23 protein-coding genes and 8 pseudogenes are annotated in these 26,027 nt (G+C 29.9%); 18 read left to right on the top strand and 13 right to left on the bottom strand.

Annotation, left to right across the window (positions count from 1 at the left end):
• Positions 1 to 53 precede the first annotated feature (53 nt).
• Positions 54 to 323, top strand: coding sequence for a hypothetical protein (locus ACZ1HD_RS14420; protein ID WP_472687850.1), 270 nt, complete (start codon positions 54 to 56; stop codon positions 321 to 323).
• Positions 324 to 556: 233 nt separating this feature from the next.
• Complete coding sequence (locus tag ACZ1HD_RS14425) at positions 557 to 2,440, top strand: GAF domain-containing protein (protein ID WP_472687851.1); 1,884 nt, start codon at positions 557 to 559, stop codon at positions 2,438 to 2,440.
• Here ACZ1HD_RS14425 and ACZ1HD_RS14430 read toward each other — a convergent pair.
• Positions 2,437 to 2,955 (bottom strand): Pycsar system effector family protein, encoded by a 519-nt coding sequence (locus ACZ1HD_RS14430; RefSeq protein WP_472687852.1) that lies wholly within the window; start codon positions 2,953 to 2,955, stop codon positions 2,437 to 2,439. The genes ACZ1HD_RS14425 and ACZ1HD_RS14430 overlap by 4 nt on opposite strands.
• A 119-nt stretch (positions 2,956 to 3,074) precedes the next feature.
• Positions 3,075 to 3,638, bottom strand: coding sequence for an HD domain-containing protein (locus ACZ1HD_RS14435; protein ID WP_472687853.1), 564 nt, complete (start codon positions 3,636 to 3,638; stop codon positions 3,075 to 3,077).
• Between the two features lie 166 nt (positions 3,639 to 3,804).
• Between ACZ1HD_RS14435 and msrB the strand changes: the two are divergent.
• The 10 genes and pseudogenes from msrB to ACZ1HD_RS14485 all read left to right on the top strand — a co-directional run bounded on the left by msrB (position 3,805) and on the right by ACZ1HD_RS14485 (position 12,175).
• Positions 3,805 to 4,257 (top strand): annotated as a pseudogene (gene msrB / locus ACZ1HD_RS14440) (peptide-methionine (R)-S-oxide reductase MsrB).
• Between the two features lie 3 nt (positions 4,258 to 4,260).
• Positions 4,261 to 4,796, top strand: a pseudogene (msrA, locus tag ACZ1HD_RS14445) (peptide-methionine (S)-S-oxide reductase MsrA).
• Between the two features lie 19 nt (positions 4,797 to 4,815).
• Complete coding sequence (locus ACZ1HD_RS14450) at positions 4,816 to 6,375, top strand: protein adenylyltransferase SelO (RefSeq protein ID WP_472687854.1); 1,560 nt, start codon at positions 4,816 to 4,818, stop codon at positions 6,373 to 6,375.
• Between the two features lie 78 nt (positions 6,376 to 6,453).
• Entirely contained in the window at positions 6,454 to 7,134 is a 681-nt protein-coding gene (locus tag ACZ1HD_RS14455; RefSeq protein WP_472687855.1) for an XdhC family protein, read from the top strand.
• Between the two features lie 38 nt (positions 7,135 to 7,172).
• Entirely contained in the window at positions 7,173 to 7,442 is a 270-nt protein-coding gene (locus tag ACZ1HD_RS14460) for an XdhC family protein (RefSeq protein ID WP_472687856.1), read from the top strand.
• A 34-nt stretch (positions 7,443 to 7,476) separates the two neighbouring features.
• Complete coding sequence (locus ACZ1HD_RS14465) at positions 7,477 to 8,070, top strand: nucleotidyltransferase family protein (RefSeq protein ID WP_472687857.1); 594 nt, start codon at positions 7,477 to 7,479, stop codon at positions 8,068 to 8,070.
• A gap of 85 nt (positions 8,071 to 8,155) precedes the next feature.
• On the top strand, positions 8,156 to 9,331 hold the full coding sequence (locus tag ACZ1HD_RS14470; RefSeq protein WP_472687858.1) for a metallophosphoesterase: 1,176 nt from the start codon (positions 8,156 to 8,158) through the stop codon (positions 9,329 to 9,331).
• The gene (locus tag ACZ1HD_RS14475; protein ID WP_472687859.1) at positions 9,331 to 11,598 is read left to right on the top strand and encodes a hypothetical protein; all 2,268 of its coding nucleotides are present in this window, start codon (positions 9,331 to 9,333) and stop codon (positions 11,596 to 11,598) included. Before ACZ1HD_RS14470 ends, ACZ1HD_RS14475 begins: the two co-directional genes overlap by 1 nt.
• Entirely contained in the window at positions 11,576 to 11,782 is a 207-nt protein-coding gene (locus tag ACZ1HD_RS14480) for a hypothetical protein (protein ID WP_472687860.1), read from the top strand. Before ACZ1HD_RS14475 ends, ACZ1HD_RS14480 begins: the two co-directional genes overlap by 23 nt.
• 3 nt (positions 11,783 to 11,785) lie before the next feature.
• Positions 11,786 to 12,175: a DUF423 domain-containing protein gene (locus tag ACZ1HD_RS14485; RefSeq protein ID WP_340932476.1), complete on the top strand. Its 390-nt coding sequence runs from the start codon at positions 11,786 to 11,788 to the stop codon at positions 12,173 to 12,175.
• Here ACZ1HD_RS14485 and ACZ1HD_RS14490 read toward each other — a convergent pair.
• From ACZ1HD_RS14490 to ACZ1HD_RS14515, 6 genes and pseudogenes are all read right to left on the bottom strand, one after another.
• The gene (locus ACZ1HD_RS14490; RefSeq protein ID WP_472687861.1) at positions 12,172 to 12,894 is read right to left on the bottom strand and encodes a hypothetical protein; all 723 of its coding nucleotides are present in this window, start codon (positions 12,892 to 12,894) and stop codon (positions 12,172 to 12,174) included. The genes ACZ1HD_RS14485 and ACZ1HD_RS14490 overlap by 4 nt on opposite strands.
• A 267-nt stretch (positions 12,895 to 13,161) precedes the next feature.
• Entirely contained in the window at positions 13,162 to 13,806 is a 645-nt protein-coding gene (locus ACZ1HD_RS14495; protein ID WP_472687862.1) for a TPM domain-containing protein, read from the bottom strand.
• A 144-nt stretch (positions 13,807 to 13,950) separates the two neighbouring features.
• Positions 13,951 to 14,383 (bottom strand): annotated as a pseudogene (locus ACZ1HD_RS14500) (TPM domain-containing protein).
• A gap of 3 nt (positions 14,384 to 14,386) precedes the next feature.
• The gene (locus tag ACZ1HD_RS14505; protein WP_472687863.1) at positions 14,387 to 14,986 is read right to left on the bottom strand and encodes a LemA family protein; all 600 of its coding nucleotides are present in this window, start codon (positions 14,984 to 14,986) and stop codon (positions 14,387 to 14,389) included.
• Between the two features lie 125 nt (positions 14,987 to 15,111).
• A pseudogene (locus tag ACZ1HD_RS14510) lies at positions 15,112 to 15,440 on the bottom strand (MerR family transcriptional regulator).
• 12 nt (positions 15,441 to 15,452) lie between these two features.
• Positions 15,453 to 16,421 (bottom strand): annotated as a pseudogene (locus tag ACZ1HD_RS14515) (M23 family metallopeptidase).
• Between the two features lie 160 nt (positions 16,422 to 16,581).
• Here ACZ1HD_RS14515 and alaS point away from each other — a divergent pair.
• Both alaS and ACZ1HD_RS14525 read left to right on the top strand, forming a co-directional pair.
• Positions 16,582 to 19,198: pseudogene (alaS, locus tag ACZ1HD_RS14520) on the top strand (alanine--tRNA ligase).
• Entirely contained in the window at positions 19,199 to 20,149 is a 951-nt protein-coding gene (locus ACZ1HD_RS14525) for a GSCFA domain-containing protein (protein WP_472687864.1), read from the top strand. It abuts the pseudogene before it with no gap.
• A gap of 41 nt (positions 20,150 to 20,190) precedes the next feature.
• Here ACZ1HD_RS14525 and ACZ1HD_RS14530 read toward each other — a convergent pair whose 3' ends face one another.
• Positions 20,191 to 20,376, bottom strand: coding sequence for a hypothetical protein (locus ACZ1HD_RS14530; protein WP_472687865.1), 186 nt, complete (start codon positions 20,374 to 20,376; stop codon positions 20,191 to 20,193).
• 32 nt (positions 20,377 to 20,408) lie between these two features.
• Complete coding sequence (locus ACZ1HD_RS14535) at positions 20,409 to 20,636, bottom strand: hypothetical protein (RefSeq protein ID WP_472687866.1); 228 nt, start codon at positions 20,634 to 20,636, stop codon at positions 20,409 to 20,411.
• Between the two features lie 357 nt (positions 20,637 to 20,993).
• Between ACZ1HD_RS14535 and ACZ1HD_RS14540 the strand changes: the two genes are divergently transcribed.
• Positions 20,994 to 21,239, top strand: coding sequence for a hypothetical protein (locus tag ACZ1HD_RS14540; protein WP_472687867.1), 246 nt, complete (start codon positions 20,994 to 20,996; stop codon positions 21,237 to 21,239).
• Between the two features lie 4 nt (positions 21,240 to 21,243).
• Here ACZ1HD_RS14540 and ACZ1HD_RS14545 read toward each other — a convergent pair whose 3' ends face one another.
• Genes ACZ1HD_RS14545 through ACZ1HD_RS14555 form a run of 3 tightly spaced genes read right to left on the bottom strand, consistent with a single transcriptional unit; the run spans position 21,244 to position 23,294 of the window.
• Positions 21,244 to 21,552 (bottom strand): rhodanese-like domain-containing protein, encoded by a 309-nt coding sequence (locus tag ACZ1HD_RS14545; RefSeq protein ID WP_472687868.1) that lies wholly within the window; start codon positions 21,550 to 21,552, stop codon positions 21,244 to 21,246.
• An 18-nt stretch (positions 21,553 to 21,570) separates the two neighbouring features.
• Positions 21,571 to 22,260 carry a hypothetical protein gene (locus ACZ1HD_RS14550; protein ID WP_472687869.1) on the bottom strand — a complete coding sequence of 230 codons (690 nt, stop codon included), beginning with the start codon at positions 22,258 to 22,260 and terminating at the stop codon, positions 21,571 to 21,573.
• Positions 22,236 to 23,294, bottom strand: coding sequence for an aromatic amino acid hydroxylase (locus ACZ1HD_RS14555; protein WP_472687870.1), 1,059 nt, complete (start codon positions 23,292 to 23,294; stop codon positions 22,236 to 22,238). The genes ACZ1HD_RS14550 and ACZ1HD_RS14555 overlap by 25 nt, the downstream gene beginning before the upstream one ends.
• Before the next feature lie 244 nt (positions 23,295 to 23,538).
• Here ACZ1HD_RS14555 and gpmI point away from each other — a divergent pair.
• The 3 genes and pseudogenes from gpmI to ACZ1HD_RS14570 all read left to right on the top strand — a co-directional run bounded on the left by gpmI (position 23,539) and on the right by ACZ1HD_RS14570 (position 25,978).
• A pseudogene (gpmI, locus tag ACZ1HD_RS14560) lies at positions 23,539 to 25,013 on the top strand (2,3-bisphosphoglycerate-independent phosphoglycerate mutase).
• A gap of 331 nt (positions 25,014 to 25,344) precedes the next feature.
• Positions 25,345 to 25,578: a hypothetical protein gene (locus ACZ1HD_RS14565; RefSeq protein WP_472687871.1), complete on the top strand. Its 234-nt coding sequence runs from the start codon at positions 25,345 to 25,347 to the stop codon at positions 25,576 to 25,578.
• A pseudogene (locus ACZ1HD_RS14570) lies at positions 25,579 to 25,978 on the top strand (BT0820 family HAD-type phosphatase).
• Positions 25,979 to 26,027 lie beyond the last annotated feature (49 nt).

Consider the following 26,027-nt stretch of genomic DNA (forward strand, 5'->3'; position numbering starts at 1 on the left):
TATAAACGACCAAATAGGCACAATTTTGTAAATTTGCACCCTAAATTTAAAAGATGAAAATCATAAAATCTAACATAGAAACCGAAGTAGAATTACCGCTACAGCTAAACATTTCTTTTAGAAAGGTTTATGATCTTTATGAAAAATACACGCATGAATCTTATAAAGGGCATCCGTTTTACAGTTCTGCTTTAGAAATGGTAAAGCTGTTTAAGCAGCATCCAGAATTAAATGATGGTTTTTCAGATTATTCTCTTTTAGATAAATATGAAGAAGAAATAGAGTTAGTATTAAATCCTTTATTTCCGAACCTTTACTTTTAAATGAAATTAAAGCAGCAAGTATACCGTTTTCATTTACTTCCTTTAAATTTACAGATCGTTTTAAAAACATTTTAGACAACGCTGGCGAAGATTACGAACTTTCTGTTAGAAATTTTCAAGACGAAAGCATGTACATTCTAGCATGTACTTTTATTCTAAGTTTTGTTTATGGATATAAAATCGATTTAAAAAGACCTTTTTATTTTGATATTCCGAGATAGAACTTCGGTACAATGAAATATTATAGAGCAGCTTTTAATGGTGACTTTTCTGAAATTACACCAACAAAAATTGCACCTAAAATTACAAAAGAAGATTACAGAGAATTATTAAATAATTTTGATAACATAGATATTTGGAAAGAGAAATTTCCACCAAATAGTTATATTTTTAAAGGGTTTGGGCTTATCAATCTTTTTGATGTTACATCAGAAGAAATGTTGTCTTCTATAAAAGCAAATTTATTAGCAAGTGATGATAGTTTAATCTTTAAACTTCAAAACAACTTAAGAGATTTTTATGCTATTAAAGATTTAAAATTAGGCTACTCTATTTTCGACAATTTAAACGACAAGTTGTGCGAAACTATCGTAAACAAATCAAATAGCATCATTTTAAATAATAAAGAAGAAATTAATTGTTCTTCAAATTACTTTTGTGAAGAAGTAATGCAAAAGGTTTTTGTAAATCATGAAACTTTTATCATTTCTGATATCGAAGAATATGGTAAAGCTACAGATAAAAATCCTTTTTATCATAATTTATATGATGGCGGAATTCAAAGTATTATTTTAATACCAATTAAAGCTACCAAAAGTGGCGACTTGGCATTATTAGAAATTGCGTCGCCAAATGCTTACGATTTAAACTCGGTAAACATTAACAAATTAAAAGATATTATTCCTGTTTTTGAAGCTGCGGTAAAAAGAACATCAGAAGAAAGACAAAATGTTTTAGAAGCTACAATTCAAGAAAACTATACTTCTATTCACGAATCTGTTAAATGGCGTTTTTATGAAGCTGCAGAAAAATATCACACAGAATTTCAAACTAACGACAATGCAAAGTTAGACGAAATTGTGTTTAAAGATGTGTATCCGTTGTTTGGTCAAAGTGATATTAAAGGTTCCTCTGATGCAAGAAATACAGCAATTAAAGAAGATTTAATTACACAATTATCTTTGGCAATTTCTGTTTTAAAAGACGCTTGTAAAAAGGAAAAATTACCAATTTACAACGAGTTGATGTATAGAGTATCAACCTTTTTAAAAGATGTTAAACAAGATTTAAATGCTGGTGACGAGGTTAATATTTTAGATTTTTTACAAAGAGAAATATATCCTGTTTTTAATCACATTAAAGAATTAGATAAAAATTTAGCCAAAAAAGTAGATATTTACATGAACCGTTTAGATGAAGATTTAAATGTGGTTTATGAAAAAAGAAAAGACTACGAAAAAAGTGTAAATCTTATCAACGAAAAATTAGCTAAATATATCGATAAAAAACAAAAGGATGCTCAAAAAATGTATCCTCATTATTTTGAAAGATATAAAACCGATGGTGTAGAGTTTAACATGTATATTGGTGAATCAATCACTAAAAAGAATTCTTTCGACAATATTTATCTATACAATTTGCGTTTATGGCAACTGCAAACAATGTGCGAAATGGAAAATATTGCATATACTTTGGTAGATACAATGCCACATAACTTAAGAGTTGCGTCTTTAATTTTAGTTCACAGTAATCCTATGGCTATTAAGTTTAGGATGGATGAAAAACAATTTGATGTTGATGGTGCTTATAATATTAGATACGAAATAATTAAGAAAAGAATAGATAAAGCAAATATTAAAAATACAGAAGAAAGGGTTACACAGCCTGGTAAAATTGCAATTATATATTCTCAAGATAAAGATGCTTTAGAATATATTAAATACATAAACTTTTTACAATCTAGAAAACAATTAGGTAAAATTGAATTTTTAGAATTAGAAGATTTACAAGGTGTTTACGGTTTAAAAGCATTAAGAGTAGAGGTTATTTATCAAAAAGATTTTGATGAAAAGAAAACCATAACTCTTAACGACTTAATAAGACAAATAGAATCTTAAGCAACAACTGTTTGATATCTAAACGAAATTGCAAAAGCTAAAACACTTACAATAATACCTACCATAAAAACAGTGTAGGTTAATCTTAATATTTTATATTTTCTATTTAAAACCAATCCTAAAAAGTATAAATCTTTTGTAAGCGAGCCGTATAAATAATCTCTGTCGGTCATCATTTCTGAAATCCCCCACTCGAAATCGTCCAATTTCATTTGGTGAAAATTTCCGAAGAACAATAAATTCACCTTTTTATTTGCAACATCTTGCTTTGTAAACTTACCCTCTGTTACGTTTGGTCTTGTAGCTATAATTGATAAAACTATAGAAACAACTGTAAAAGCTATAAAAATAATTGTAGGTATTAACAAGTGCGAGTTAGAAGGATTGTCTAATTTTGGCAATAAACTAGAAAGTGCCAAAGAAACGATAATAGCATTTACAGAAAGTAAAATATTCGCCTTTGTATCTGCAATATCACTTAAGGTAATATGATTTCTTAGTGCAACTCGAAACATAGTTTCTACTCCTCTTTCGGGTACTTCACTTTTATTTTTCTTTAAATCTAAAGCAACTTTTTTCTGCTTAAATTTTTTACTTTCTTTTTTTAATTTCTTTTTATTCTTTAATAGTTTAGCTATATTTTTTCTTTCCCCTCACTCCAATTACGTAAAGCAAAATCTGTATAATATCTATGTTTTTGTGTTAAAAACGCAAGATTAAGATTAATCCATTCAGGGTTGGTATATTTTTTCTCTAAAGAAAGTTCCCATTCTCTTCGAAGTAAAGAAGTATAATCTATAAAATCTTTAGATGCTAAATGTGCACAATCTGCATCTCTAATAATTTCTTCTAAAATATTTTTAGGTACAGAGTTCATTTCGGTTGCTAAAATAACTTCAGAAACAACTTGTATTCTTTTCTCATCAAAGTTATTTTCTTTTAAAAATTTTGCAGCAATTTTTATACTTTTTTGTTCATGATTATCAGAACCCTCTACATAACCTATATCATGAAACCAAGCTGCAATAACTAAGTTTTCTAGAGCAATGTTATCTAACTTTAAACTTTCTGCAATTTCTTTTACGCTTTCTACTACTCTTTGTGTGTGCGCAAGATTATGATACACAAAATTAGAGTGTATATTTTTACTTAAAAAACTAAAAACAAATTTTTCTACTTCTATAATTAATGCGCTCATGGTAAAATTTTAAACAAAAATAAACAATTAAAAATGGTTTTCTCTAATTGATTTTTGTTGTAAATTTAAGTATTGATTTTAGCATATACAAAAATTGTGAATTTGTAAGCTATTGCTACATTTTTCGTCTATATAAAGACAATTAATAATTAAAAAATAGATTAAAATGCTTACTTGGAAAGATATTATAAATTTTACAGTAAAAGGAAATCCAACCCCGAGAGAAACGTGTAGAAAAATCTGAGGCAGAGTGGAAAGAAATACTAAGTTCTGAACAATATAGAATTACAAGATTAAAAGGGACTGAAAGACCGCATACAGGCGAATTATGTTCTACATACGAAGAAGGAAAATACAATTGTGTTTGTTGCAATACACCATTATTTGATTCTACAATAAAATTTGAGTCGAGTTCGGGTGGCCTAGTTTTACGCAACCTATTACAACAAATGCTATAAAATATCACAAAGATGTTTCTTTTGGCATGGTAAGAGTAGAAGTTTTATGCAATACTTGCGATGCACATTTAGGCCATATTTTTCCTGACGGACGTGAACCAAGCGGTTTACGCTATTGTATTAATTCTGAATCTATGCAATTAGAAAAAGAAAATTCTTAAAAAATGAGTACAAACTTACAAGTTGCAACGGTTGGTGGCGGTTGTTTTTGGTGCACAGAAGCTGTGTTTCAAGAAGTAAAAGGTGTCGAAAAAGTAGTTTCTGGTTATGCTGGCGGAAATGTACCAGGAGAACCAACTTATAGAGAAATTTGTTCGGATTAACTGGTCATGCAGAAGTAATTCAAATTACTTACAATCCAGATATTATTACTTACCAAGATATTTTGGTCATTTTTATGACAACACACGATCCTACAACATTAAATAGACAAGGTGCCGATAGAGGTACACAATATAGATCGGTTATATTCTATCATGATGATAATCAAAAAGCATTGGCTTCTGAAGTTCTTAAACAAATTCAGTCTTATTATGATGATAAGATAGTTACAGAATTAAGTGCTTTACCAATTTTTTACAAAGCTACAGAAGAACATCAAAATTATTATAGAAACAATACAACACAAGGTTATTGTAGTTTTGTAATAGAACCAAAGCTTGCCAAATTAAGACAGTTACACGCAGACAAATTAGCATAAAAAACACAATGATTTCTAGATGAAAAATCTTACTATTAAAAGTGAATTTACTGACAATCTACCAGCGGATAAAATTTTAGAAAACACAAGAAGACAAGTAGAAAATGCAGCTTATTCTTATGTAAATCCTAAACATACTTCCAATCCAAAAGTTGTGCATACTTCAAAAGAAATGGCATCAGAACTAGGTATTTTAGAAAAAGATTTAAATACAGATTTTTTTAGAGATATTGTTACGGGTAATCAAATTTATCCGAATACAAAACCTTTTGCAATGTGTTATGCTGGTCATCAATTTGGTAATTGGGCAGGACAATTAGGAGACGGTAGAGCAATCAATTTATTTGAAATTGAACATCAGAATAAAAACTGGAAAGTTCAATTAAAAGGTGCCGGAGAAACACCATATTCTAGAACTGCAGATGGTTTGGCTGTACTTAGATCTTCTATTAGAGAGTATTTATGCAGCGAAGCAATGCATCATTTAGGTATTGCAACCACAAGAGCACTCTCTTTAAGTGTTACTGGCGATAGCGTTTTAAGAGACATTATGTACAATGGTAATGCGGCTTATGAAAAAGGAGCTATCGTTGCTAGAGTTTCACCTTCTTTTTTAAGGTTTGGTAGTTTTGAAATTTTTGCTGCAAGAAACGATTTAAAAAATTTAAAAAAATTAGTAGATTACACCATAAATAACCATTTTTCTTATTTAGGAAAACCATCTAAAGAAAATTATATTAAGCTGTTCGAAGAAGTTTCGAAAAGAACTCTAGATATGATTATAAATTGGCAAAGAGTTGGTTTTGTGCATGGCGTTATGAATACAGATAACATGTCTATTCTTGGTTTAACTATAGATTATGGGCCTTATGGTTGGTTAGAAGGTTTCGATTTTAGCTGGACGCCAAATACTACAGATAGAGAAAATAGACGTTACCGTTTTGGTAATCAACCAAATATTGGTCTATGGAATTTGTATCAACTTGCAAATGCTTTATATCCTATAATTGAAGAAGTAGCACCATTAAATGCTATTTTAGAAAAATATAAAATTGACTTTGAAAAGAAATCATTAAAAATGATGAAGAGTAAATTGGGGCTTTTTGTTTCTGATGAAGATGACATTCAATTGATTCAAGAATTAGAAGATAATTTACAATTAGTAGAATCTGATATGACCATTTTCTTTAGAAATCTAAGTGATTTTTCTGATAAAATTTCAGGTATCGATCTGATTAAAGATGCTTTTTATGATTTAGAAAGTATTTCTATGGATGTAAAAAAACGCTGGAATATTTGGTTTAATAAATACGCAGATAGACTTAAAATAGAGCGAGTTTCATCCGAAGAAAGAAAAGAAAATATGGATTTGGTAAATCCTAAATATGTTTTACGAAATTACATGGCGCAATTAGCAATTGATGCCGCAGATAATGAAGATTATAATTTAATAGACGAATTATTCACAGTACTTAAACAACCATATGCAGATCAACCAAAGTACAATAAATGGTTTGCAAAAAGACCAGATTGGGCAAATAACAAAATTGGTTGTTCTATGCTATCCTGCAGTTCTTAAAAGAAACAACCCTTTACTTTTTTAAGATACATTTTGTAAAAAACCTTTATATTTAAACTAAAATATTAAAGTATTTAAATGCTACACGAACTTAAAAACATATTTAAACAAGCAATTATAAACCAAAAAAATAACATTAAAAATGTATTGGTTACTGTAGTAGATTTAAATGGTTCTTCTTACAGAAAACCCGGAGTTCGTATGTTAATTTCTAGCAATAATACTTCTGTTGGTGCTGTAAGTGGTGGTTGTGTAGAAAAAGAAATTATTAGAAGAGCACAAAGTGTTTTTAATGATAATATTGCAAAAATAATTACTTATGATGGCAGATATAGATTAGGTTGCGAAGGTGTTTTATACATTTTGATAGAACCTTTAGACATAACCAAACACTTTAGAACTTTATTTTTAAACGCAATTGAAAACAGAGAATCTATTAAAATCGATTCTTATTTTATAACAGAAGATGAAGCTAAAGGAAATTACGGTTCTGTAATTACATACAACAATCAACAACAAGTTGCTATCTCTAATTCTTTTGATATTAAGCAAACAAAAGATAAGAAAGTTTTTTCTCAAGAATTAAAACCTTTATTTAAATTAATAATAATTGGTGGCGAACATGATGCGGTAAAACTCTGTGAAATTGCTGCTAATTTAGGTTGGCAAATAGAAGTTTACACATATATAAAAGATTCGAAATCTAAAGTAGATTTTCCAGGGTCTTTTAGCGTAAAAGGCACAACACCGAAACCATAACTTTTAGTTCTACTGAAGAAAATACAGCCATTGTATTAATGAATCATAGTTTTGTACAAGATTTAAAATATTTAGTAAAACTTAGTAAATATAAACCTCAATATATTGGTATAATTGGTGCACCCAAAAGAAGAGAAAAACTTTTTAACCAACTTTTTGAGTATGTACCCGATTTAGAAGAAGAGTTTTTAGATACTATTTTTACACCTGCAGGTTTACATATTGGAGCAACTACGCCAGAGGAAATTGCAATTTCTATTATTGCAGAAATTTTAACTGTCGTTAGAAAAAAGAACCGTTCTCATTAAAAAAATTATCAAAAAATATTAATAATTAATAATAATGAAAATTGCAGTTTTAGTTTTAGCAGCAGGAAAATCATCAAGAATGAAAACTCCGAAACAATTGGTTACTATTGGTACTAATTTTCTAATTGAAACTGTTTTATCCAAAGCAAAATCTATAGAAGCAAATGCAGTTTACTGTGTTTTAGGTGCAAATGCAGAAATTATTTTAAAAGAAATTTCTAGTTCTGATGTGCATTTTTTTTATAATAAAGATTTTGAAAAAGGACTAAGTAAAAGTATTTCTTTTGGAATATCAGAAATAGAAAAACAATATCAAAATTACGACGGAATCTTAGTACTTTTAGGAGACCAACCTGCTGTAGAAAAAGAATATTTAAATAGCATGATTGCTTTATTTAGTAAAAGTAACAGTAAAATTATTGCTTCTAATTATGGAAACAAATTAGGTGTTCCTGCTTTATTTTCAAAAAAATATTTTAAAGATTTAAAAAATATTTATGGAGATATTGGCGCTAAAGAAATTTTAAACAACAATAGCGAAGTAATTTCGATGCCTAAAAAAAGTAACTTCTTAGATATAGATACAGAAAAAGACTATCAAGACTTTAAAAATTCAATTTTAAAATAGCTATTTTTGTAAGATGAACTTCATCAAACAAATACTTACTTTACTTGTATTATCACTATTAATTTCTGCTTGCGCAACCATTAAAATGCAAGTTGCAGAAAACCATAGTTATATTTCTAAAAAAGACTCGTCTAAAGTTTTACATTCTTTTTATTTAATAGGAGATGCTGGTAATTCTGCTTTAAATAAAAAAGATTCTGCACTCTCTTATTTAGAGCAAGAAATTAAAAATGCTAAGAAAAATTCTACATTAATATTTTTAGGCGATAATGTTTATCAAAGAGGAATTCCGAAAGAAAATTCTAAAAACTATAAGTTAGCAGAACACAGATTAAAAGTTCAAACAGATATTGGTAAAAAATTTCCTGGTAGAACATTTTTTATTCCGGGTAATCACGATTGGTATAGCGGTTTAGATGGTTTAAAAAGACAAGAAAAATTAGTAGAAAAAGCACTTGGAAAAAACTCTTTTTACCGAGAAAAAGGTTGTCCGCTAGAAAAAGTTGAAATAAATGACGACATAAATGTTATTGTTGTAGATACGCATTGGTTTGTTACAAACTGGGACAATCACCCAGGAATTAACGATGATTGCGAAATTAAAACCAGAGAAAAATTCTTCGAAGAATTTGAAGGTTTATTAAAAAAATCGCAAGGAAAAACTACAATCGTTGCTTTACACCATCCAATGTTTACAAACGGTCCGCATGGTGGTTACTACTCTTTTAAAAGTCATATGAAGCCTTTGCCTATTTTTGGTTCTGCTTTAAATATTCTAAGAAAAACATCCGGAGTTACAAATACAGATCAACAAAATGAAAAATACAATTTATTAAGAAAACGTATTATTAGTTTAGCGCAACAGAGTGAAAAAGTAATGTTTATTTCTGGTCATGAACATAGTATACAATATATTGTGCAAGACAACATACCACAAATTGTAAGCGGTTCAGGTTCTAAATTAACAGCAACCAAAAACGTAAATGGTGGTGTTTTTTCTTACGGAACTCAAGGTTTTGCTAGATTAGATGTTTATGAAGACGGCGCATCTACAGTTCATTTTTACACGGCAAAAGATCGCAAAATTGTTTTTGAAGCGAATGTATTTAAAAAAGATAGCATTGTAGAATTTACAGATTTCCCTAACATGGATGTTTCAGAAAAAAAGCGGGAATTTACACCGATAAAGAAACAAATAAAGGGAAATTCTATAATTTCTTATGGGGAAAAAGATACCGAAAATACTTTGGTCAGAAAATAATGGCCCCAACTGTAAGTTTAGACACTTTATACGGCGGATTAAAACCCGTTAGAAAAGGTGGCGGACATCAATCTAAATCTTTACGATTAGAAGATAAAGACGGTAAAGAATATGTAATGCGAGCATTAAGAAAAAATGCTGTGCAATATCTGCAAGCTGTTGCTTTTAAAAATCAATATGTAGAAGGGCAATTTAACAACACTTTTACAGAAGACTTGTTATTAGATGTTTTTACAGGATCGCATCCGTATGCGCCTTTTACTATTGATAAATTGGCAGAAGCAATTAACGTATATCATACCAAACCAATTTTATTTTACGTACCAAAGCAAGAGACTTTAAAAGAGTTTAATGCTGGTTTTGGTGATGAATTGTACATGATAGAGGCAAGAACTGCAGACGGTCATGGTGATAAAAAATACTTTGGTTTTTCTGATGAAATAATAAGTACAGACGATTTAAGAAAAAATCTAGCGAAAGACGAAAAATATGTTTTAGATGAAGGTTCTTATATAAGAGCACGTTTGTTTGATATGTTAATTGGAGATTGGGATAGACATCAAGATCAATGGCGATGGGCAACTTTTGAAAAAGATAATAAAGTAATTTACCGACCTGTACCAAGAGATCGCGATCAAGCTTTTTCTGTTTTTAGTGATGGATTTTTAATGAACACAATTACAAGTATTATTCCTGCTTTAAAAGGGATGCGATCTTACGAAGAAGATATCAAAAATCCGGCCCATTTTAGTTTATCTGCATATCCTTTAGATATGAGGTTAATTAGAGAATCTAACAAAGCAGATTGGGATAGAGAAGTACAAATAATTCAAAATCAAATTACAGATGAAGTTATAGAAAGTGCGTTTTCTAAATTCCCGAAAGAAGTTAGAGGAAATGCAATAGACGACATCAAAAGAAAACTAAAAGGGCGAAGAAAAAATCTACAAAAAATATCGGATAAGTATTTTAGTCACTTAAATAAATTTCAAGTAGTAACAGGTACTCATAAAGATGATTGGTTTGAAATAAACAGATTTGTAAACGGAGATACAGAAATTATAGGTTATAGAATAAAAGACGGTAAGAAAGCAGATATTTTTCATAAAAGGAGATATAAAAAAGATGTTACAAAAGATATTTGGATATATGGTTTAGATGATGATGACAGGTTTGTTGTTAGCGGTCCATCCGGCATTGATCCAATAAAAATTAAATTAATCGGAGGATTAAACAACGATATTTACGACATAAAAACTAAAAAGTTTATTAAGGTTTATGATTATAAAACTAAAAAAAACACCTTTATAACTAAGAATATCAATAAAAAAATCACAGACGATTATAAGACCAACACATACGATTATAAAAAATTAAGAAGTAAAAGTAATTTAGTTTCTCCTGCAATTGGTTACAATCCGGATGACGGAGTTAAACTAGGGATTAAAAATACACGTTTGGTAAATGGTTTCGAAAGAAATCCGTTTACAAGAAAACACGTTATAGAAGGTTATTATGTATTTGCAACACAAGGTTTAGAAATAAAATATAACGGCGAGTTTGCCAATATTTTAGACCGTTTTAACTTAGGATTTAATGCAGAATTTAACAGTCCTAATTATGCTACTAACTTTTTTGGATTTGGTAACAATTCTATAAACTTAGAACCAAACGGAACTGTAAATAGAGATTATAATCGAGTAAAAATTAGAAAACTACAAGCAGGTGCATTTTTAAAATGGAGAGGTGATTTGGGTGCAAAATTTACAGCTTCTGCAAGTTTTCAAAGTTTTGACATTGAAAGAACTTCAGGTAGATTTTTAGAAACACAATATGCGGCTGGTAACGATTTGTTTAAAGCTCAAAACTTTATAAACACAGAAGCTGGTTACTATTACCAACACTCAGACAATCCTGCATTTCCTACTTTAGGTGTAGAATTTAATGCTCTTATAGGCTTTACAGGTAATTTAAGTAATAAAAGTAATTTTTCATACGCTACCACTTCTTTAGGAATTACGCATAAATTAATTCCGAATGGTAAACTTGTATTGGCTTCAAAAGTAGACGGACATTTTATTTTTGGCAACGATTTTCAATTTTATCAAGGAGCCTCTATTGGAGGTAATGAAGGTATGAGAGCCTATAGAAACGAGCGATTTACAGGTAAAAATGCTTTTTACCACACATCAGATCTTAGGTATAATATAAGTAATTTAAGAACTGCTATTTTACCTATTAATATTGGTATTTATTACTGGTTTTGATTATGGTAAAGTGTGGGGAACCCCAACTTCTTTAACAGTGCAACCAAACCCATCTTCTAAACCGAATACTTCTTTTGGAGGCGGATTATTTTTAAACGCTGCAGATATGTTAACCACAAGTATTGGGGTTTTTGATGGTAACGAAGGCTCTAGAATAACTTTTAGTTTAGGTTTCGATTTTTAAATTATGATATACACAGCAATTTTATTTGGAAGTTTTTTTGGATTATTAGCAATAATATTTGGAGCTTTTGGGGCGCATTTATTAAAAAAGAAATTATCCGAAGAACAATTACAAAGCTTTGAAACAGGTGTAAAATACCAAATGTATCACGCCATTGTTTTACTATTTTTAGGATTTAAACTAAACAGCGAATTGACTATAGATAATTACATAGTTTACGCTTTTATAATTGGTGTAATTTTATTTTCATTTTCTATTTATGGCTTGGTAATTTCTTCAGCTAAAAATAAAAAAATGAAATTCTTAGGACCAATTACTCCTTTAGGAGGATTGTTTTTATGCTTAGGTTGGGCATTAATATTTTATAAATTTAGTTTACTCTATTTTATCTAAAGCTTTAATTCGTATAAATTACCACCTGTACCGTGGGCTTTTTCATCTGAAATAAGTAACGTGTTATTGTCTTTAAAAGTTATACTTTCTTTTTGAGATCGATGAGTTAAATCTATCTTTTTCACATCTCCGAGAAGAAACTTATCTCCTTTAAAATTAGAAAATATTAAGATATTTCTTTGAGATAAAACTGCAACTTTTTTTCCGTTAGGCGAAATATCCGCAGAAGTAATCCAGCATTCTAAATCTTTACAGTTTTCATAATCATCTACTATTTCTGCTGTGTAAGTTCCTTTTTTAGCTGGTAATTTATAAAGAGTAGTTTTACCATAATTACCTTTTACTCTACTTTTTGTTAGAATATATAAGTTCTTATTATAGTAAAAAAAAGCTTCTGTATCAAAGTAGCGATCTTTCTTTTTTGGTGGGAATTTATTTTGATTTGGATATTCAAACTCTATTTCATCTACCTCTGCATTTTTTTCGTCCAATTCATTTTGTTCAACTATTATAATCGATAAATTTTTTCTTTTGTTTAAATTATTTCCAAAATCTCCAATGTAAATAGTTCCATTTTCATCCGAAGCTAAATCTTCCCAATCGTGATTTTTAGCTTTAATATAAATTTCTTTTTTAATTTTTCCTTTAGCGTTTAAGCCAAACAAAGTTGGTTTATTTCCACCATCATTTATCATCCAAATTAAATCTGATTTCGGCACTATTTCTGTACCGAAACTTCACTTAAAGTTTTTGGTAAATCTGAAATTATATTTAATTGCCCAAAATTCTGACAACTCATCAAAATTAAAAAACTAAATATCGAAACTATTTTCTTCATTTACTTTTGCTTTTAGAATTATTGAAAATAATAAAACACTTAAATTTTTTAAATAAAAATTAAGTGTTCTGTTTTGTAAGTATCTAAATTATGATACCTAAAATAATCTTTAGTAGCTAATTACCAACTTCCTCCTGCTCCACCGCCACTAAAGCCACCGCCACCGAAACCGCCTCCAAAGCCGCCTCCGCCAAAACTTCCACCACCGAGAAGAACCGCCAAAACCGCCTCCAAAGCTTCCGCCACCTCTACCGGCATTGCTTAATATAATGGTATCAAAAATTGTATCGGCTAAAGAACCTCTTCTATGCCTGTTGCCACCACCTCTATTATTTTTATTACCTCTTGAGATTATAATAAAAAAGATGATGACAATTAGGATAAAGAAAAAAATTCCTGGATCAAAACCTTTCGATTTGTTTTTTCGAGTTCCTTTATATTCTCCGTTTAGTAATTGAAAAATAGTATCAGAACCTTTGTCTAATCCTTCGTAAAAATTCCCTCTTTTAAACTCCGGTATTATTACATTTCTTGTAATTTCGCCAACAATACCAGCGGTTAAAATTGGTTCGATACCATAACCTGGTGCTATCCAAATTTTACGGTCTTTTTCGGCAAGTAAAATTAATATACCGTTGTCTTCTTTTTCTTGACCAATTCCCCATTTTTGAGCCCATTTAGGAGCCAAGATACCAATACTTTCATTTTTTGTTGACTCTATTACAATAACAACAATTTGTGTTGATGTTGAATCTGAATAACGTACTAGTTTATTTTCTAAATTCGTTTTCACGGCTAGCAGTTAATAAGTTTACATAATCGTAAACACTTGTTTGTTCTTTTGGGATTTACGGTATGGTAAATTGCCCAAATGAAATTTGAGTTACAAAAAATAAAAGAAGAAAACTGATGTTTTTAAATGCTTTCAAGAAATTGATTATTTAGAAATTTCGTTAGGTAATTCGTTAATATCATCTGTTTGCCAAGGAAAATGACTTTGCAATTCTAAACCAGCTTTTAAAATACCATCTACAAGTCCTTGCTTAAAGTTTCCTTTTTTAAATTGATTTTGAATTACATCTTTTGTAGTATCCCGAAATTTTTAGGCACAACATCATTAATACCTTTATCACCGTAAATAACAAATTTATGATCTTTAACTGCCACATAAATTAATACAGCGTTGGCATCTTTGGTGTTATCCATTTTTAAGAGATGAAACACTTCTAGCGCTCTTTTGTAATGTTCTTTATCTGAAGTAGCTTCGATATGAACACGTATTTCACCGAAGTATTTGACTCTGCAGTTCTAATAGCAGAAATAATTTCTTTTTCTTCTGCTGGTGTAAGAAATTCTTCTACTTTAGACATCTTTTATTTTTTACTAAAATCTACTTTAACTGGTTTTTCTGCACCTGCTTCTGCTTGAAAATATGGTTTCCCTTCAAAATTAAACCAACCTGCTAAAATTGAATTAGGAAATTTCTTAACGTGATTGTTATAAGGTTTTATTTTCTCATTAAAACGAGTTCTTGCAGTTAGAATTTGGTTTTCTGTACTTGCCAATTCATCTTGTAATTTTAAAAAGTTCTCATTCGCTTTTAACTCTGGATATCTTTCTACAGTTACCAATAAACTTTTTAAAGCACCACTTAAACCTCCTTGTACTTTATTAAATTGTGCCAATTGTTCCGGTGTTATGTTAGATGGATCGATATTTACAGAAGTTGCTTTTGCTCTTGCTTCGATTACCTCTACCAATGTACCTCTTTCATAATCTGCTGCACCTTGCACAGTGTTTACTAAGTTACCAATTAAATCGTTTCTTCTTTGGTAAGACGTTTCTACATTTGCCCAAGATTCTGAAACACTTTCGTTTAATTCTATTGCTGTATTATTAAAACCTACACCCCATTTATAAACACCAAGTACTATTACTACTATAACAATTACTGGTACTAACCATTTTTTCATAATTTCTGTTTTTTAAGTTTTTTAGTTGATTTTTAATCGATTTCTACAAATTTACCTAATATTCTTAAGAATATAAAGCAGTTATTTGCTTTATCTAATTGTTAGACACGTAAAAGTTAAAAGTGTTACAACTGATTTTTAATTTTAATCAATTCTGCTTTTACACTTTCTAATCTGCTAATAATTTCGTGATTGTAAATTGTAGAATCTGGATTCTTTTTTAATTTTTGTTTTGCACCTTCTAGAGTAAATCCTCTTTCTTTTACTAAATTAAAAATTAGTTTAAAATTACTAATATCATCCGCAGTAAAAAGTCGATTACCTTTTGCGTTTTTTTGGGTTTAATAATATCGAATTCTTTTTCCCAAAAACGAATTAAAGACGTATTTACATCAAATGCCTTGGCAACTTCACCTATTTTGTAGTAACGCTTTTCTGGTAAATCTATATGCATTTTATAGCGATTTTAATCGTAAGATTGTCCTTCTTCTTCTGCCGCTTTTTGCATTGCAGCAAACTCTTCCGGCGTTAAATCTCCGTAGTAAAAATTAATAGGATTTACAGCTCTATCATTTTTATGAACTTCGTAATGCAAGTGAGCAGAAACAGATCTACCTGTATTACCAACATAACCAATTAAATCACCCCGTTTTACCTTTTGTCCTTTTCTTGCTTTCATTTTGCTCATGTGAGCATAAATGGTTTTATAACCATAACCATGATCTATATAAATAACTTTACCAAAAGTAGCACTTCTTTCTGCTCTAATAACTTTACCGTTACCGAAGCGTATATTGGTGTACCAACTGGCGCAGTAAAATCCATTCCTTTATGAAATTTACGAATCTTTAAAATAGGATGCATTCTCCATTTATAACCGAGACGCCATTACGGTTAAATCTACTAACTTTACAGGTAAAATTGCTGGTATTGCTGCCAACATTTTCTCTTTTTCTTTTGCTAAAACAACAATTTCATCTAAAGATTTAGATTGCACTACAAGCTGTTTCGATAAAATATCTACGTTTTTAGTTAAATCTGTTATTAGTTTAGAGTTGTCGTAACCTTGTAAACTTTTATATCTGTTTACACCACCAAAACCTGCTTTTCTTTGTTCTTCTGGTATTGGGTTTGCTTCAAAATAAACTCTATAAATATTGTTATCTCTTTCTTGTAACTGGGCTAAAATTGTAGAACTTTCTTCTACTCTTTTAGATAATAATTCTAAATTTAACTGTAAATTTTCGTTTTCTCTATTTAAGGCTCTTTCATTTGGCGACATGATAAATTGGCTAAACACTATAAAACCTATAAATCCGTTTAATAAAATAGCTAAAAAAACAAATATTGTTTTCTTGTAGTAATCACTTTTCTTAACAGCAATTTTTCTGTAAGAAAGTGTATCTGCATCGTAATAATATTTTACTTTTGCCATAATTGTAAATGTACTATTTTTGTTTTCTTAAATTTGATTTTAGTTAAAATTTCACTTTTAAGAACTCGCTAATTTACAAAATGTTTTACAACTGCTTTTTAAAACAGTTGTTTTATAGATATATTAACATATAATAACCAATCTAGAAACTTCTTTCTTTATGAAATCTCAAGATATTCGTGCTACATTTTTAAACTTTTTTAAAGATAAATCTCATCTTATTGTGCCGTCTGCACCCATGGTAACTAAAGACGACCCAACTTTAATGTTTGTAAATTCGGAATGGCACCTTTTAAAGAGTATTTCTTGGGTAATGGCTCGCCTAAAAGTACAAGAATTACAGATTCGCAAAAATGTTTAAGGGTTTACGGTAAGCATAATGATTTAGAAGAAGTTGGTTACGACACCTATCATCACACATTATTTGAAATGTTGGGTAATTGGTCTTTTGGAGATTATTTTAAGAAAGAAGCTATCGCTTGGGCTTGGGAATTATTAACCGAAGTTTATAAAATTGATAAAGACATTTTATATGTTACCGTTTTTGAAGGCTCTGACGATAAAGACAATTTAAAATTAGATACCGAAGCCTACGATATTTGGAAACAATATATAGATGAAGACAGAATTTTAAAAGGAAATAAAAAAGATAACTTTTGGGAAATGGGAGAACAAGGACCTTGCGGACCTTGCTCTGAAATTCATGTAGATATTCGTTCTGCAGAAGAGAAAGCAAAAGTTGATGGTAGAACTTTAATAAATGAAGATCATCCGCATGTTGTAGAAATATGGAACTTAGTTTTTATGCAGTTCAATAGAAAAGCAAACGGAACCTTAGAAGAATTACCAAACAAACATATAGATACCGGTATGGGATTTGAGCGTTTATGCATGGTTTTGCAAAATGTACAATCTAACTACGACACAGATGTTTTTAAACCAATTATTAGCGAAATTGGGACTATTACAAATACAACTTACGGAAAAAACGAAAAACAAGACATTGCAACTCGTGTAATTTCAGATCATGTTAGAGCGGTTGCTTTTTCAATAGCAGATGGCCAATTACCAAGTAACACAGGTGCAGGTTATGTTATTCGTAGAATTTTAAGAAGAGCTATTAGATACGGATTTACGTTTTTAAATAAAAAAGATCCTTTTATTTATAGACTTGTAGAAGTTTTAAGCAATAAAATGGGAGAAGCTTTTCCGGAAATTAAAGCCCAAAAACAATTAATAGAAAATGTAATTAGAGAAGAAGAAGCCTCTTTCTTAAAAACTCTAGACAAAGGATTGCTTTTATTAGACGGAATTATTGATGCTTCTAAATCCAAAGAAATTTACGGTGAAAAAGTATTCGAATTGTATGATACTTTTGGATTTCCTATTGATTTAACTGCTTTAATTTTATCTGAAAAAGGCTATACTTTAGATGAAAACGGTTTTAAAGAAGAACTTCAGAAACAAAAAAATAGATCTAGAGCTGCAAGTGAAAGCTCAACAGAAGATTGGGTAGTTTTAATTGATGACAAAGAAGAAGAATTTATTGGTTACGATTATTTAGAAGCTGATGTAAAGCTAACTAAGTATAGAAAAGTAACCTCTAAAAAAGATGGCGAAATGTTTCAATTAGTCTTCAATTTAACACCTTTTTATCCTGAAGGCGGAGGACAAGTTGGTGATAAAGGATATTTAGAAGATACACACGGTGATGTTGTTTATATTTTAGATACTAAAAAAGAAAACAACTTAATTATACATTTTACCAAAAATTTACCAAAGCATTTAAACGAGAGTTTTAAAGCTGTTGTAGATAAAAAACAACGCTACAGAACAGAATGTAATCATACAGCAACACATTTATTGCATCAAGCTTTAAGAGAAGTTTTAGGAACACATGTAGAGCAAAAAGGTTCTGCTGTGCATTCTAAATATTTACGTTTCGATTTTTCTCACTTTTCTAAGTTAACTGCGGATGAGTTACGCGATGTAGAAGATTTTGTTAATGCACGTATTTACGGTAAACTACCTTTAGTAGAAAAAGGAATATACCAATGCAACAAGCTTTAGATGATGGTGCAATGGCATTGTTTGGAGAAAAATATGGTGATACTGTTAGAGCAATTAAATTTGGTAAATCTGTAGAATTATGTGGTGGTACACATGTACAAAACACCGGAGACATATGGCATTTCAAAATTAAATCTGAAGGCGCTGTTGCCTCCGGAATTAGAAGAATAGAAGCAATTACTAATGATGCTGTTAAAGATTTCTATTCTGAAAATAACAAAACTTTATTCGAAATTAAAGACTTACTTAACAACGCTAAAGAACCCGTAAAAGCAGTTTTAAAATTACAAGAAGATAATGCGTCGCTTCAAAAACAAATAGAGCAACTATTAAAAGAAAAAGCGCAAAATTTATCAAGAGAAATTAAGAATAATCTTCAAGAAATTAATGGAGTGCAATTTTTAGCTACAAAAGTAGATTTAGATGCAAACGGAATTAAAAACTTAGCTTTTAGCTTAGGTAAAGATCTAGATAATTTATTTTTATTGTTTGCTACTGCTCCTTCTAAAGACAAAGCGATGTTAACTTGTTACATTTCTAAAGAATTGGCAAAAGAACGTGGTTACGATGCTGGTAAGGTTGTTAGAGAATTAGGTAAATTAATTCATGGTGGCGGTGGTGGCCAAAACTTTTTTGCAACTGCTGGTGGTAAAAACCCAGGTGGAATACCGAAAGCATTAGACAAAGCAAAAGATTATTTAGTATAAATGATTTTTCAGACACAAATACCAATCAAAAGAGAAGATAACAATCTTATTTCTTATCATTCTAAAACACTTTTAATTGGTTCTTGTTTTTCAGAAAACATTGGTAATAAACTTGCTTTTTATAAGTTTCAAACACAGCAAAATCCATTTGGTATTTTATTTCATCCGAAGGCAATAGAAAATTTAATTTCTAGAGCTATCAACAGTAAATTCTATACCGAAAAAGAATTAGTTTACAACAACGAAAGGTGGCATTGTTTTGATGCACACTCAAGTTTAAGTGCTTCGGATAAGAAAACGCTTTTATACAACTTAAATTTAGCTTTAAAAAACACTAAAAGTTATTTAGAAAATGCATCTCATATTCTTATAACATTAGGTACTTCTTGGGTATATCGTTATTTAGAAAATGATTGTATTGTAGCAAATTGTCATAAAATTCCGCAGAAAAAATTTTCTAAAGATTTACTTTCTGTTGATGAAATTACCTCAACTTTAAAAAAGATAACTTCTCTAATAAAATCAATTAATAAAAATGCTAACATTATTTTTACAGTTTCACCGGTTAGACATTTAAAAGATGGTTTTATAGAAAACAACAGAAGTAAAGCGCATTTAATTAGTGCGGTTCATGCTACCGTAAATTCTGATATGAATTCATATTATTTCCCTTCCTATGAAATTGTAGTAGATGAATTGAGAGATTATCGTTTTTATAATGAAGATATGATTCATCCGAATAACATTGCAATAAATTATATTTGGGAAAAATTCACAGCAACTTGGTTTTCTGAAGATTCTAAACCAATTATGAAAGATGTTGAAACAATTCAGCGAGGAATTGCACACAGACCTTTTAATGAAGCTTCTGAAGAACATCAAAAGTTTTTAAAAAACTTGCAATTAAAAAAAGCACAGTTAACTAAAAAACTTCCTTTTATTAAATTTTAAAAAAGCTTACCGAAAACTATGCTCGATAAGCTTTTAATTAATTAAAATAATCCAATTCTTACTCTTGGCACACCAACTCTTACACTTGTTCGTGTTCTATATCTTGGTTGACTTCTATACTCGTAACTGTAATAATATCTTGTGTGATTGTGATAATAATAACCATGATGACAATGTGAATCACAGTGATTGTGATGTTCTGCATAAGCATCTCTTTTACCTTGCATATAGGCATCATACGCTTCTTTGTCTTTTTTCTTTAACTCTTTTTCGTAGGCTTTTTGTTCTTTCCGAATTGTTTTTCATCTTTTTTAGATTTAGCCTCATATTGTTGTTCGAATTTGGCATCTTCCTTTGCTCTTTTTTGATAATAAGCAGATTTAGACAGTTCTTTTTGTTCTAATTGCTGTTCTTTTTGTTCTTGAGCATTTAAAAATCCGATTGTAAAAAGAGCGATAAATGTTGCTATTAATTTGATTGTTTTCATAATTTAAAAATTTATAAATTCTAATACATAATTTCTATTATCTATTAGTAAAACAACTCAATTGTAATTTACCCTACCTTTTTTGAAGATTTAAATTATATATATTTGAAGTTAAGAAAAAATATTAAAGAAAATAAAGCGCACAAAAAAGAAACTTAATTTAGTACATTAATATTTTGTACCTTTAAGTCTTAGGTAAAATAATTACTGAAAGTATGATTAGAAAAATTATTACAGGTTTAGTTTCACGGTGCTCTGGTTGGTATTTTTGTTTCTGCAATTATACAACCAACTACAAGCGAATTAATAGAATTATTTTTAACTAAGATTACCGCCACAGCAATAATTACTGGTGGTTTGGGCGGAATTTATGCACACTTATCTAAATCTAAATTACAAGTCTTTTTTGTACTAATTCTAATAGGTATTATTACTTTCGTTTTAAAACGCTTAATTACAGGTCAAAACTTAGATGCTTTAACTATGGGAGCATTTGTAGGTGCAATGCTTGGTGGTATTTTTGCAATTATTAGAAAAATAAAACACACTTACATAATTTACTTGAAATTACGTAAGCGTAGAAGAAAAGGGTTTGACAAATAGGTTTTTATAGCTCTTTTGCTACATTTTGCCAAGGTCCGCCATTTATAACATCAACTCCGTTTTGAGCTAAAAACTGAGCAGCTTGCCCACTTCTACCTCCACTTCTACAAACTGTAATTACAGGTTTGTTCCATGATTTTATTTGTTCTATTTCTAACGGAATTAAATTTAAAACAATGTGTTTAGAAGACTCTATATGTCCTTCATTCCATTCTTCTAAAGTTCTAACATCTAAAATTACGGCATCGTTTTGTAAATATTCTTTAATTTCTGCACTCATATCATTTCTTTTAAACATGCTAAATAAGCCCATGTTATGTTGTTATTTTGATTAATGACACAAAGCTAAACCATTTTCTATCAATTTTGTGTAACTATTATTACTTTTTAAAACCTCTAAAGATTTTAGAATCTTTTCTTGAATATCTAATTTATATGCTTTTGCTAATTCATATAGCTCTAAAAGCAATAACCAATCATTTTTGTAATTATTTAAAAGGTCATTATAAATAGATTCAATTTTTTGTTCTGTTACATTTTTTGTATTTCTAATTTCTCTAACACTATCGTATAAACCATATAATCTTTTCTGATTATCAGAATACTTAATTTTATGTGTTTTTGTTTTAGAAACTTCACTTGTATCTTCAAAAGAATTGATATCTGCTGCACCAGCATAAGCCGATACAACTTCTTTACCCACAGCCATGTCGTAAACACCCCATTCAGGTTGAAATAAAACCTTATCATTATGGGTAACTGTAGAGTTTTCAAAAGAAATTATCAATATTTTTCCTTTTAAATCTCTTGTACCTGTAATTACATTTCCTATTACTTTTAAACCGCCTTCAAACTCTAAAGTAATTGTTTTACCTTCATAAATTTGGTAAGCTTCTAAATCTCTAGGACTCATATTTTCGATAGGAATATTAATTCCTTTTAACTTACCTATTGGGCTACCAAAACCATCTGCATGCGTTTCGATACCATGACCAATCAACTCTTTATCTCTGTTAGACAAAGCAGTTGGCCCTGTTGTTTGAAAATAAATTGGCTTGTTATTTTCGTCTGCAATAACATTTGTAAAAACGCCGAAACTTGAATACCCGTACTAAGCTCAATCGTTCCAAGGTTTTTAGATTCTATCAATTTTCTTAAACCAGATAAACCTCCTTTTCTAATTGCCATTTTATTGGCAAATTGTTCTAAAACTAAACTTAAATGAGCAAAATCTGGAGTTACAAAAAGTTGTGGTTGTGGTTTTGTAATATCAAAATTTATATTAGCAGCTTCTATAGAATATGGTTTTTTAACCACTTCTTCTTTCATACACCATGCACTTTCACCTATAGAAGAAAGTAAACCAGCTCCATAAATTTTAGGATTTTCTAAAGATCCAATCAATCCGTACTCAACAGTCCACCAGTGTAAGTTTCTTATCTGTGCCATTTCAGATAATTCACCCATATTTTCTTGCAGATACTCTACTTTTTCTTGCGCTTCTGTAATTTCTTTTTCTGTAGAATTTGGATCTTCTTTCAAAATAGACAACAAACGAATTGCTTCATACATTTCATAATCTTTAGCAGAAGAAATTGCTTTACATCCTATCTCTCCAAATCTTCTTAAATACTCAGCATATTCTGGATTTGCAATAATTGGAGCATGACCAGCTGCTTCATGAATAATGTCCGGCGCAGGCGTATATTCTATATGATTTATAGTTCTCATGTCTGATGCAATTACCAAAACATTGTATGCCTGAAATTCCATAAAAGCATTTGGCGGAATAAATCCGTCTACAGAAACTGCAGCCCAACCAATATCTTTTAAAATACGATTCATACCTTCCATGTGTGGTATAACTTCTGTAGAAATTCCTGTTTTATCTAAACCTTTTATGTAAGAATTATGTGCAACTTTACTTAAATAATCAACATTAATTCTCATTACATAGCGCCAAACGGCTTGGTTCTGTGCTGTATATTCTTCATAAGGCTGCTTAACTACAAACTTATGTAAGTGTTTTGGTAACTTTTTTGTGACATCATTCAATTGAAACTGCATATTCTTCTATTTATTGAATTATTCTTACAAAATTACGGATTAAAATAGTAATTCTTTATTTCTATTTCATGAAAATTTCTTTTTTTAATCTGAATAATATTACAATTGAAAAAAAGCAAGAATAATACTAGTAATTTTACGGTATCGGTTTCGTAAAAACTTAATAAGAAGACAAAAAACTTTCTTATTTTTACTGTATAATTTTAGAAAAATGGACAAGAAAGTAATCTTAATGATTTTAGATGGTTGGGGAATAACTCAAGACCCAAAAGTATCTGCAATATACAACGCAAAAACACCTTACATTAATAGTTTGTATGACAAATATCCGCATGCAGAATTAAGAACAGACGGCTTGCATGTTGGTTTGCCAGAAGGTCAAATGGGTAATTCTGAAGTTGGACATATGAATTTGGGTGCAGGTAGAATTGTATATCAAAATTTAGCTAGAATTAACAAAGCTGTAGAAGAAAAAACTTTAGGTAAAGAAAAAGTACTTTTAGACACTTTTAACTTTGCAAAAGAAAACAATAAAGACGTGCATTTACTTGGTTTGGTTTCTAACGGAGGAATTCATGCACATATTAATCATTTAAAAGGAATTTTAGATGTCGCTAAAGAAAATCAAGTAGAAAATGTTTACTTACATGCATTTACAGATGGTAGAGATTGTGATCCTAAATCAGGTACGTTTTTTATAAATGATATTCAAGAATACATGAAAGAAAGTACAGGAGAATTGGCTTCTGTAACTGGGCGTTATTATGCTATGGATAGAGACAACAGGTGGGAACGTGTAAAAGAAGCTTATGATGGTGTTGTAAACGGAATTGGTAAAAAAACAACAGAAGTTCTTGCTGAAATGAATGCAAATTATGAGGCTGGTATTACAGATGAATTTCATACACCAATAATTGCTACAGACAATAGCGGTAATCCGAAAGCAAAAATTAAAGAAGGAGATGTTGTCTTGTTTTTTAACTATAGAACAGATCGAGGAAGAGAATTAACAAATGCGCTATCGCAGAATGATTTTCCGGAATTCGGAATGAAAAAATTAGACTTATACTATACAACCATTACTTTATATGACGAAAGCTTTAAAGGAATAAATGTAATTTATAATAACGATAATATTAAAAACACATTGGGTGAAGTTTTGTCTAAAGCTGGTAAAAAACAAATTAGAATTGCCGAAACAGAAAAGTATCCACATGTAACTTTTTCTTCTCTGGTGGCCAAGAAGCTCCTTTTGAAGGTGAATCTAGAATTTTAAGAAACTCACCTAAGGTAGCTACTTACGATTTAAAACCAGAAATGTCTGCTTATGAATTAAAAGATGCTTTGTGTGAAGATTTAGAAAAAGGTGAAGTAGATTTTGTTTGCTTAAATTTTGCAAACGGAGATATGGTTGGCCATACAGGTATTATGGAAGCAGCAATAAAAGCTTGTGAAGCTGTAGATGCTTGTGCAAAAGAAGTTATAGAAACTGGTTTAGAAAATGATTATTCTATTTTATTAATTGCAGATCATGGTAATTGTGAAACAATGATGAATCCTGATGGTTCACCTCACACAGCGCACACTACTAATCCTGTACCTTTTGTTTTAATTGATAAAGAGATAAAGTCTATAAAAAGCGGTATATTGGGAGACGTAGCACCTACAATTTTAGAATTAATGGGTGTAGCACAACCGAAGAAATGACACAAAACTCTTTATTATAGAATCGTAAACAAATACAATGAAAAAAATTTTACTCTTATTTTTGTAATTGCATTAAGTTCTTGCAGTGCACAACAAGAAATTACAGCTAAAAAAACAATAAAGGCAATTTAATTGGCTTTGCAAACAAAGAATCTTTCAATCAAGCACCTTACAGTGCTTGGTTTACAAAAAATTATGACTCTTACAAACCGGACGCAGCAACTATAGAAGCTTTAAAAAGTGCTTTAAAAGGATATAAAATTAAAGGTTTTATGGGCACTTGGTGTGGCGATAGTAAAAGAGAAACACCGCGTTTTTTAAAATATTAGAAATGGCAAATTTCAACCTTAAAAATGTAGAGCTTATCACCGTTAATCGTTCTAAAAGAACACCGGACAATTTACAAGAAGGCTTTAATATTATAAGAGTACCAACATTTATTTTTTATAAAAATGATAAGGAGGTTGGGCGTTATGTAGAATATGCAAGACAAACTCTAGAAAAAGATATTCTTAAAATAGTTACAAACAAACCATATAAACATTCTTACGACAGAAGTAAATAAATGAAAAACAATAATTTAATTATTGCTGTAGATTTTGACGGTACAATTGTAGAAGACGGTTATCCTAAAATAGGAAAAACACAACTTTTTGCTTTCGAAACCTTAAGAAAACTTCAAGCAGAAGGTTTTAGGTTAATCTTATGGACATATAGAAGTGGCTCTAGATTAACTGAAGCCGTGGCTTTTTGTAAAGAAAACGGAATTGAATTTTATGCTGTTAACAAAAGTTATCCGGAAGAAATTTATGACGAAAAATACAGTAGAAAAATTAACGCCGACATATTTATAGACGATAGAAATGTGGGTGGTTTTATTGGTTGGACACAAGTTTACAAGCAAATTTTTAACCACGAACCGAGAACCTAAAAAGAAAAAAGGTTTTTTCTCTTTTTTCAAATAACAAAATCAGTCTACAAATTACTTAAATTATACTAACTTTGTGGTTCAAT

This window comes from Polaribacter sp. HA6-7, assembly GCF_055693625.1.

Bases quoted from the DNA above. Each gene is read 5' to 3' on its own strand.
- ACZ1HD_RS14545 (WP_472687868.1), bottom strand. From the start codon at position 21,552: ATGGGCTTATTTAGCATGTTTAAAAGAAATGATATGAGTGCAGAAATT.
- ACZ1HD_RS14425 (WP_472687851.1), top strand. From the start codon at position 557: ATGAAATATTATAGAGCAGCTTTTAATGGTGACTTTTCTGAAATTACA.
- ACZ1HD_RS14470 (WP_472687858.1), top strand. From the start codon at position 8,156: ATGCAAGTTGCAGAAAACCATAGTTATATTTCTAAAAAAGACTCGTCT.
- ACZ1HD_RS14460 (WP_472687856.1), top strand. From the start codon at position 7,173: ATGAATCATAGTTTTGTACAAGATTTAAAATATTTAGTAAAACTTAGT.
- ACZ1HD_RS14420 (WP_472687850.1), top strand. From the start codon at position 54: ATGAAAATCATAAAATCTAACATAGAAACCGAAGTAGAATTACCGCTA.
- ACZ1HD_RS14475 (WP_472687859.1), top strand. From the start codon at position 9,331: ATGGCCCCAACTGTAAGTTTAGACACTTTATACGGCGGATTAAAACCC.
- ACZ1HD_RS14450 (WP_472687854.1), top strand. From the start codon at position 4,816: ATGAAAAATCTTACTATTAAAAGTGAATTTACTGACAATCTACCAGCG.
- ACZ1HD_RS14465 (WP_472687857.1), top strand. From the start codon at position 7,477: ATGAAAATTGCAGTTTTAGTTTTAGCAGCAGGAAAATCATCAAGAATG.
- ACZ1HD_RS14505 (WP_472687863.1), bottom strand. From the start codon at position 14,986: ATGAAAAAATGGTTAGTACCAGTAATTGTTATAGTAGTAATAGTACTT.
- ACZ1HD_RS14435 (WP_472687853.1), bottom strand. From the start codon at position 3,638: ATGAGCGCATTAATTATAGAAGTAGAAAAATTTGTTTTTAGTTTTTTA.
- ACZ1HD_RS14430 (WP_472687852.1), bottom strand. From the start codon at position 2,955: ATGTTTCGAGTTGCACTAAGAAATCATATTACCTTAAGTGATATTGCA.
- ACZ1HD_RS14525 (WP_472687864.1), top strand. From the start codon at position 19,199: ATGATTTTTCAGACACAAATACCAATCAAAAGAGAAGATAACAATCTT.
- ACZ1HD_RS14455 (WP_472687855.1), top strand. From the start codon at position 6,454: ATGCTACACGAACTTAAAAACATATTTAAACAAGCAATTATAAACCAA.
- ACZ1HD_RS14535 (WP_472687866.1), bottom strand. From the start codon at position 20,636: ATGAAAACAATCAAATTAATAGCAACATTTATCGCTCTTTTTACAATC.
- ACZ1HD_RS14530 (WP_472687865.1), bottom strand. From the start codon at position 20,376: ATGCAAGGTAAAAGAGATGCTTATGCAGAACATCACAATCACTGTGAT.
- ACZ1HD_RS14565 (WP_472687871.1), top strand. From the start codon at position 25,345: ATGGCAAATTTCAACCTTAAAAATGTAGAGCTTATCACCGTTAATCGT.
- ACZ1HD_RS14485 (WP_340932476.1), top strand. From the start codon at position 11,786: ATGATATACACAGCAATTTTATTTGGAAGTTTTTTTGGATTATTAGCA.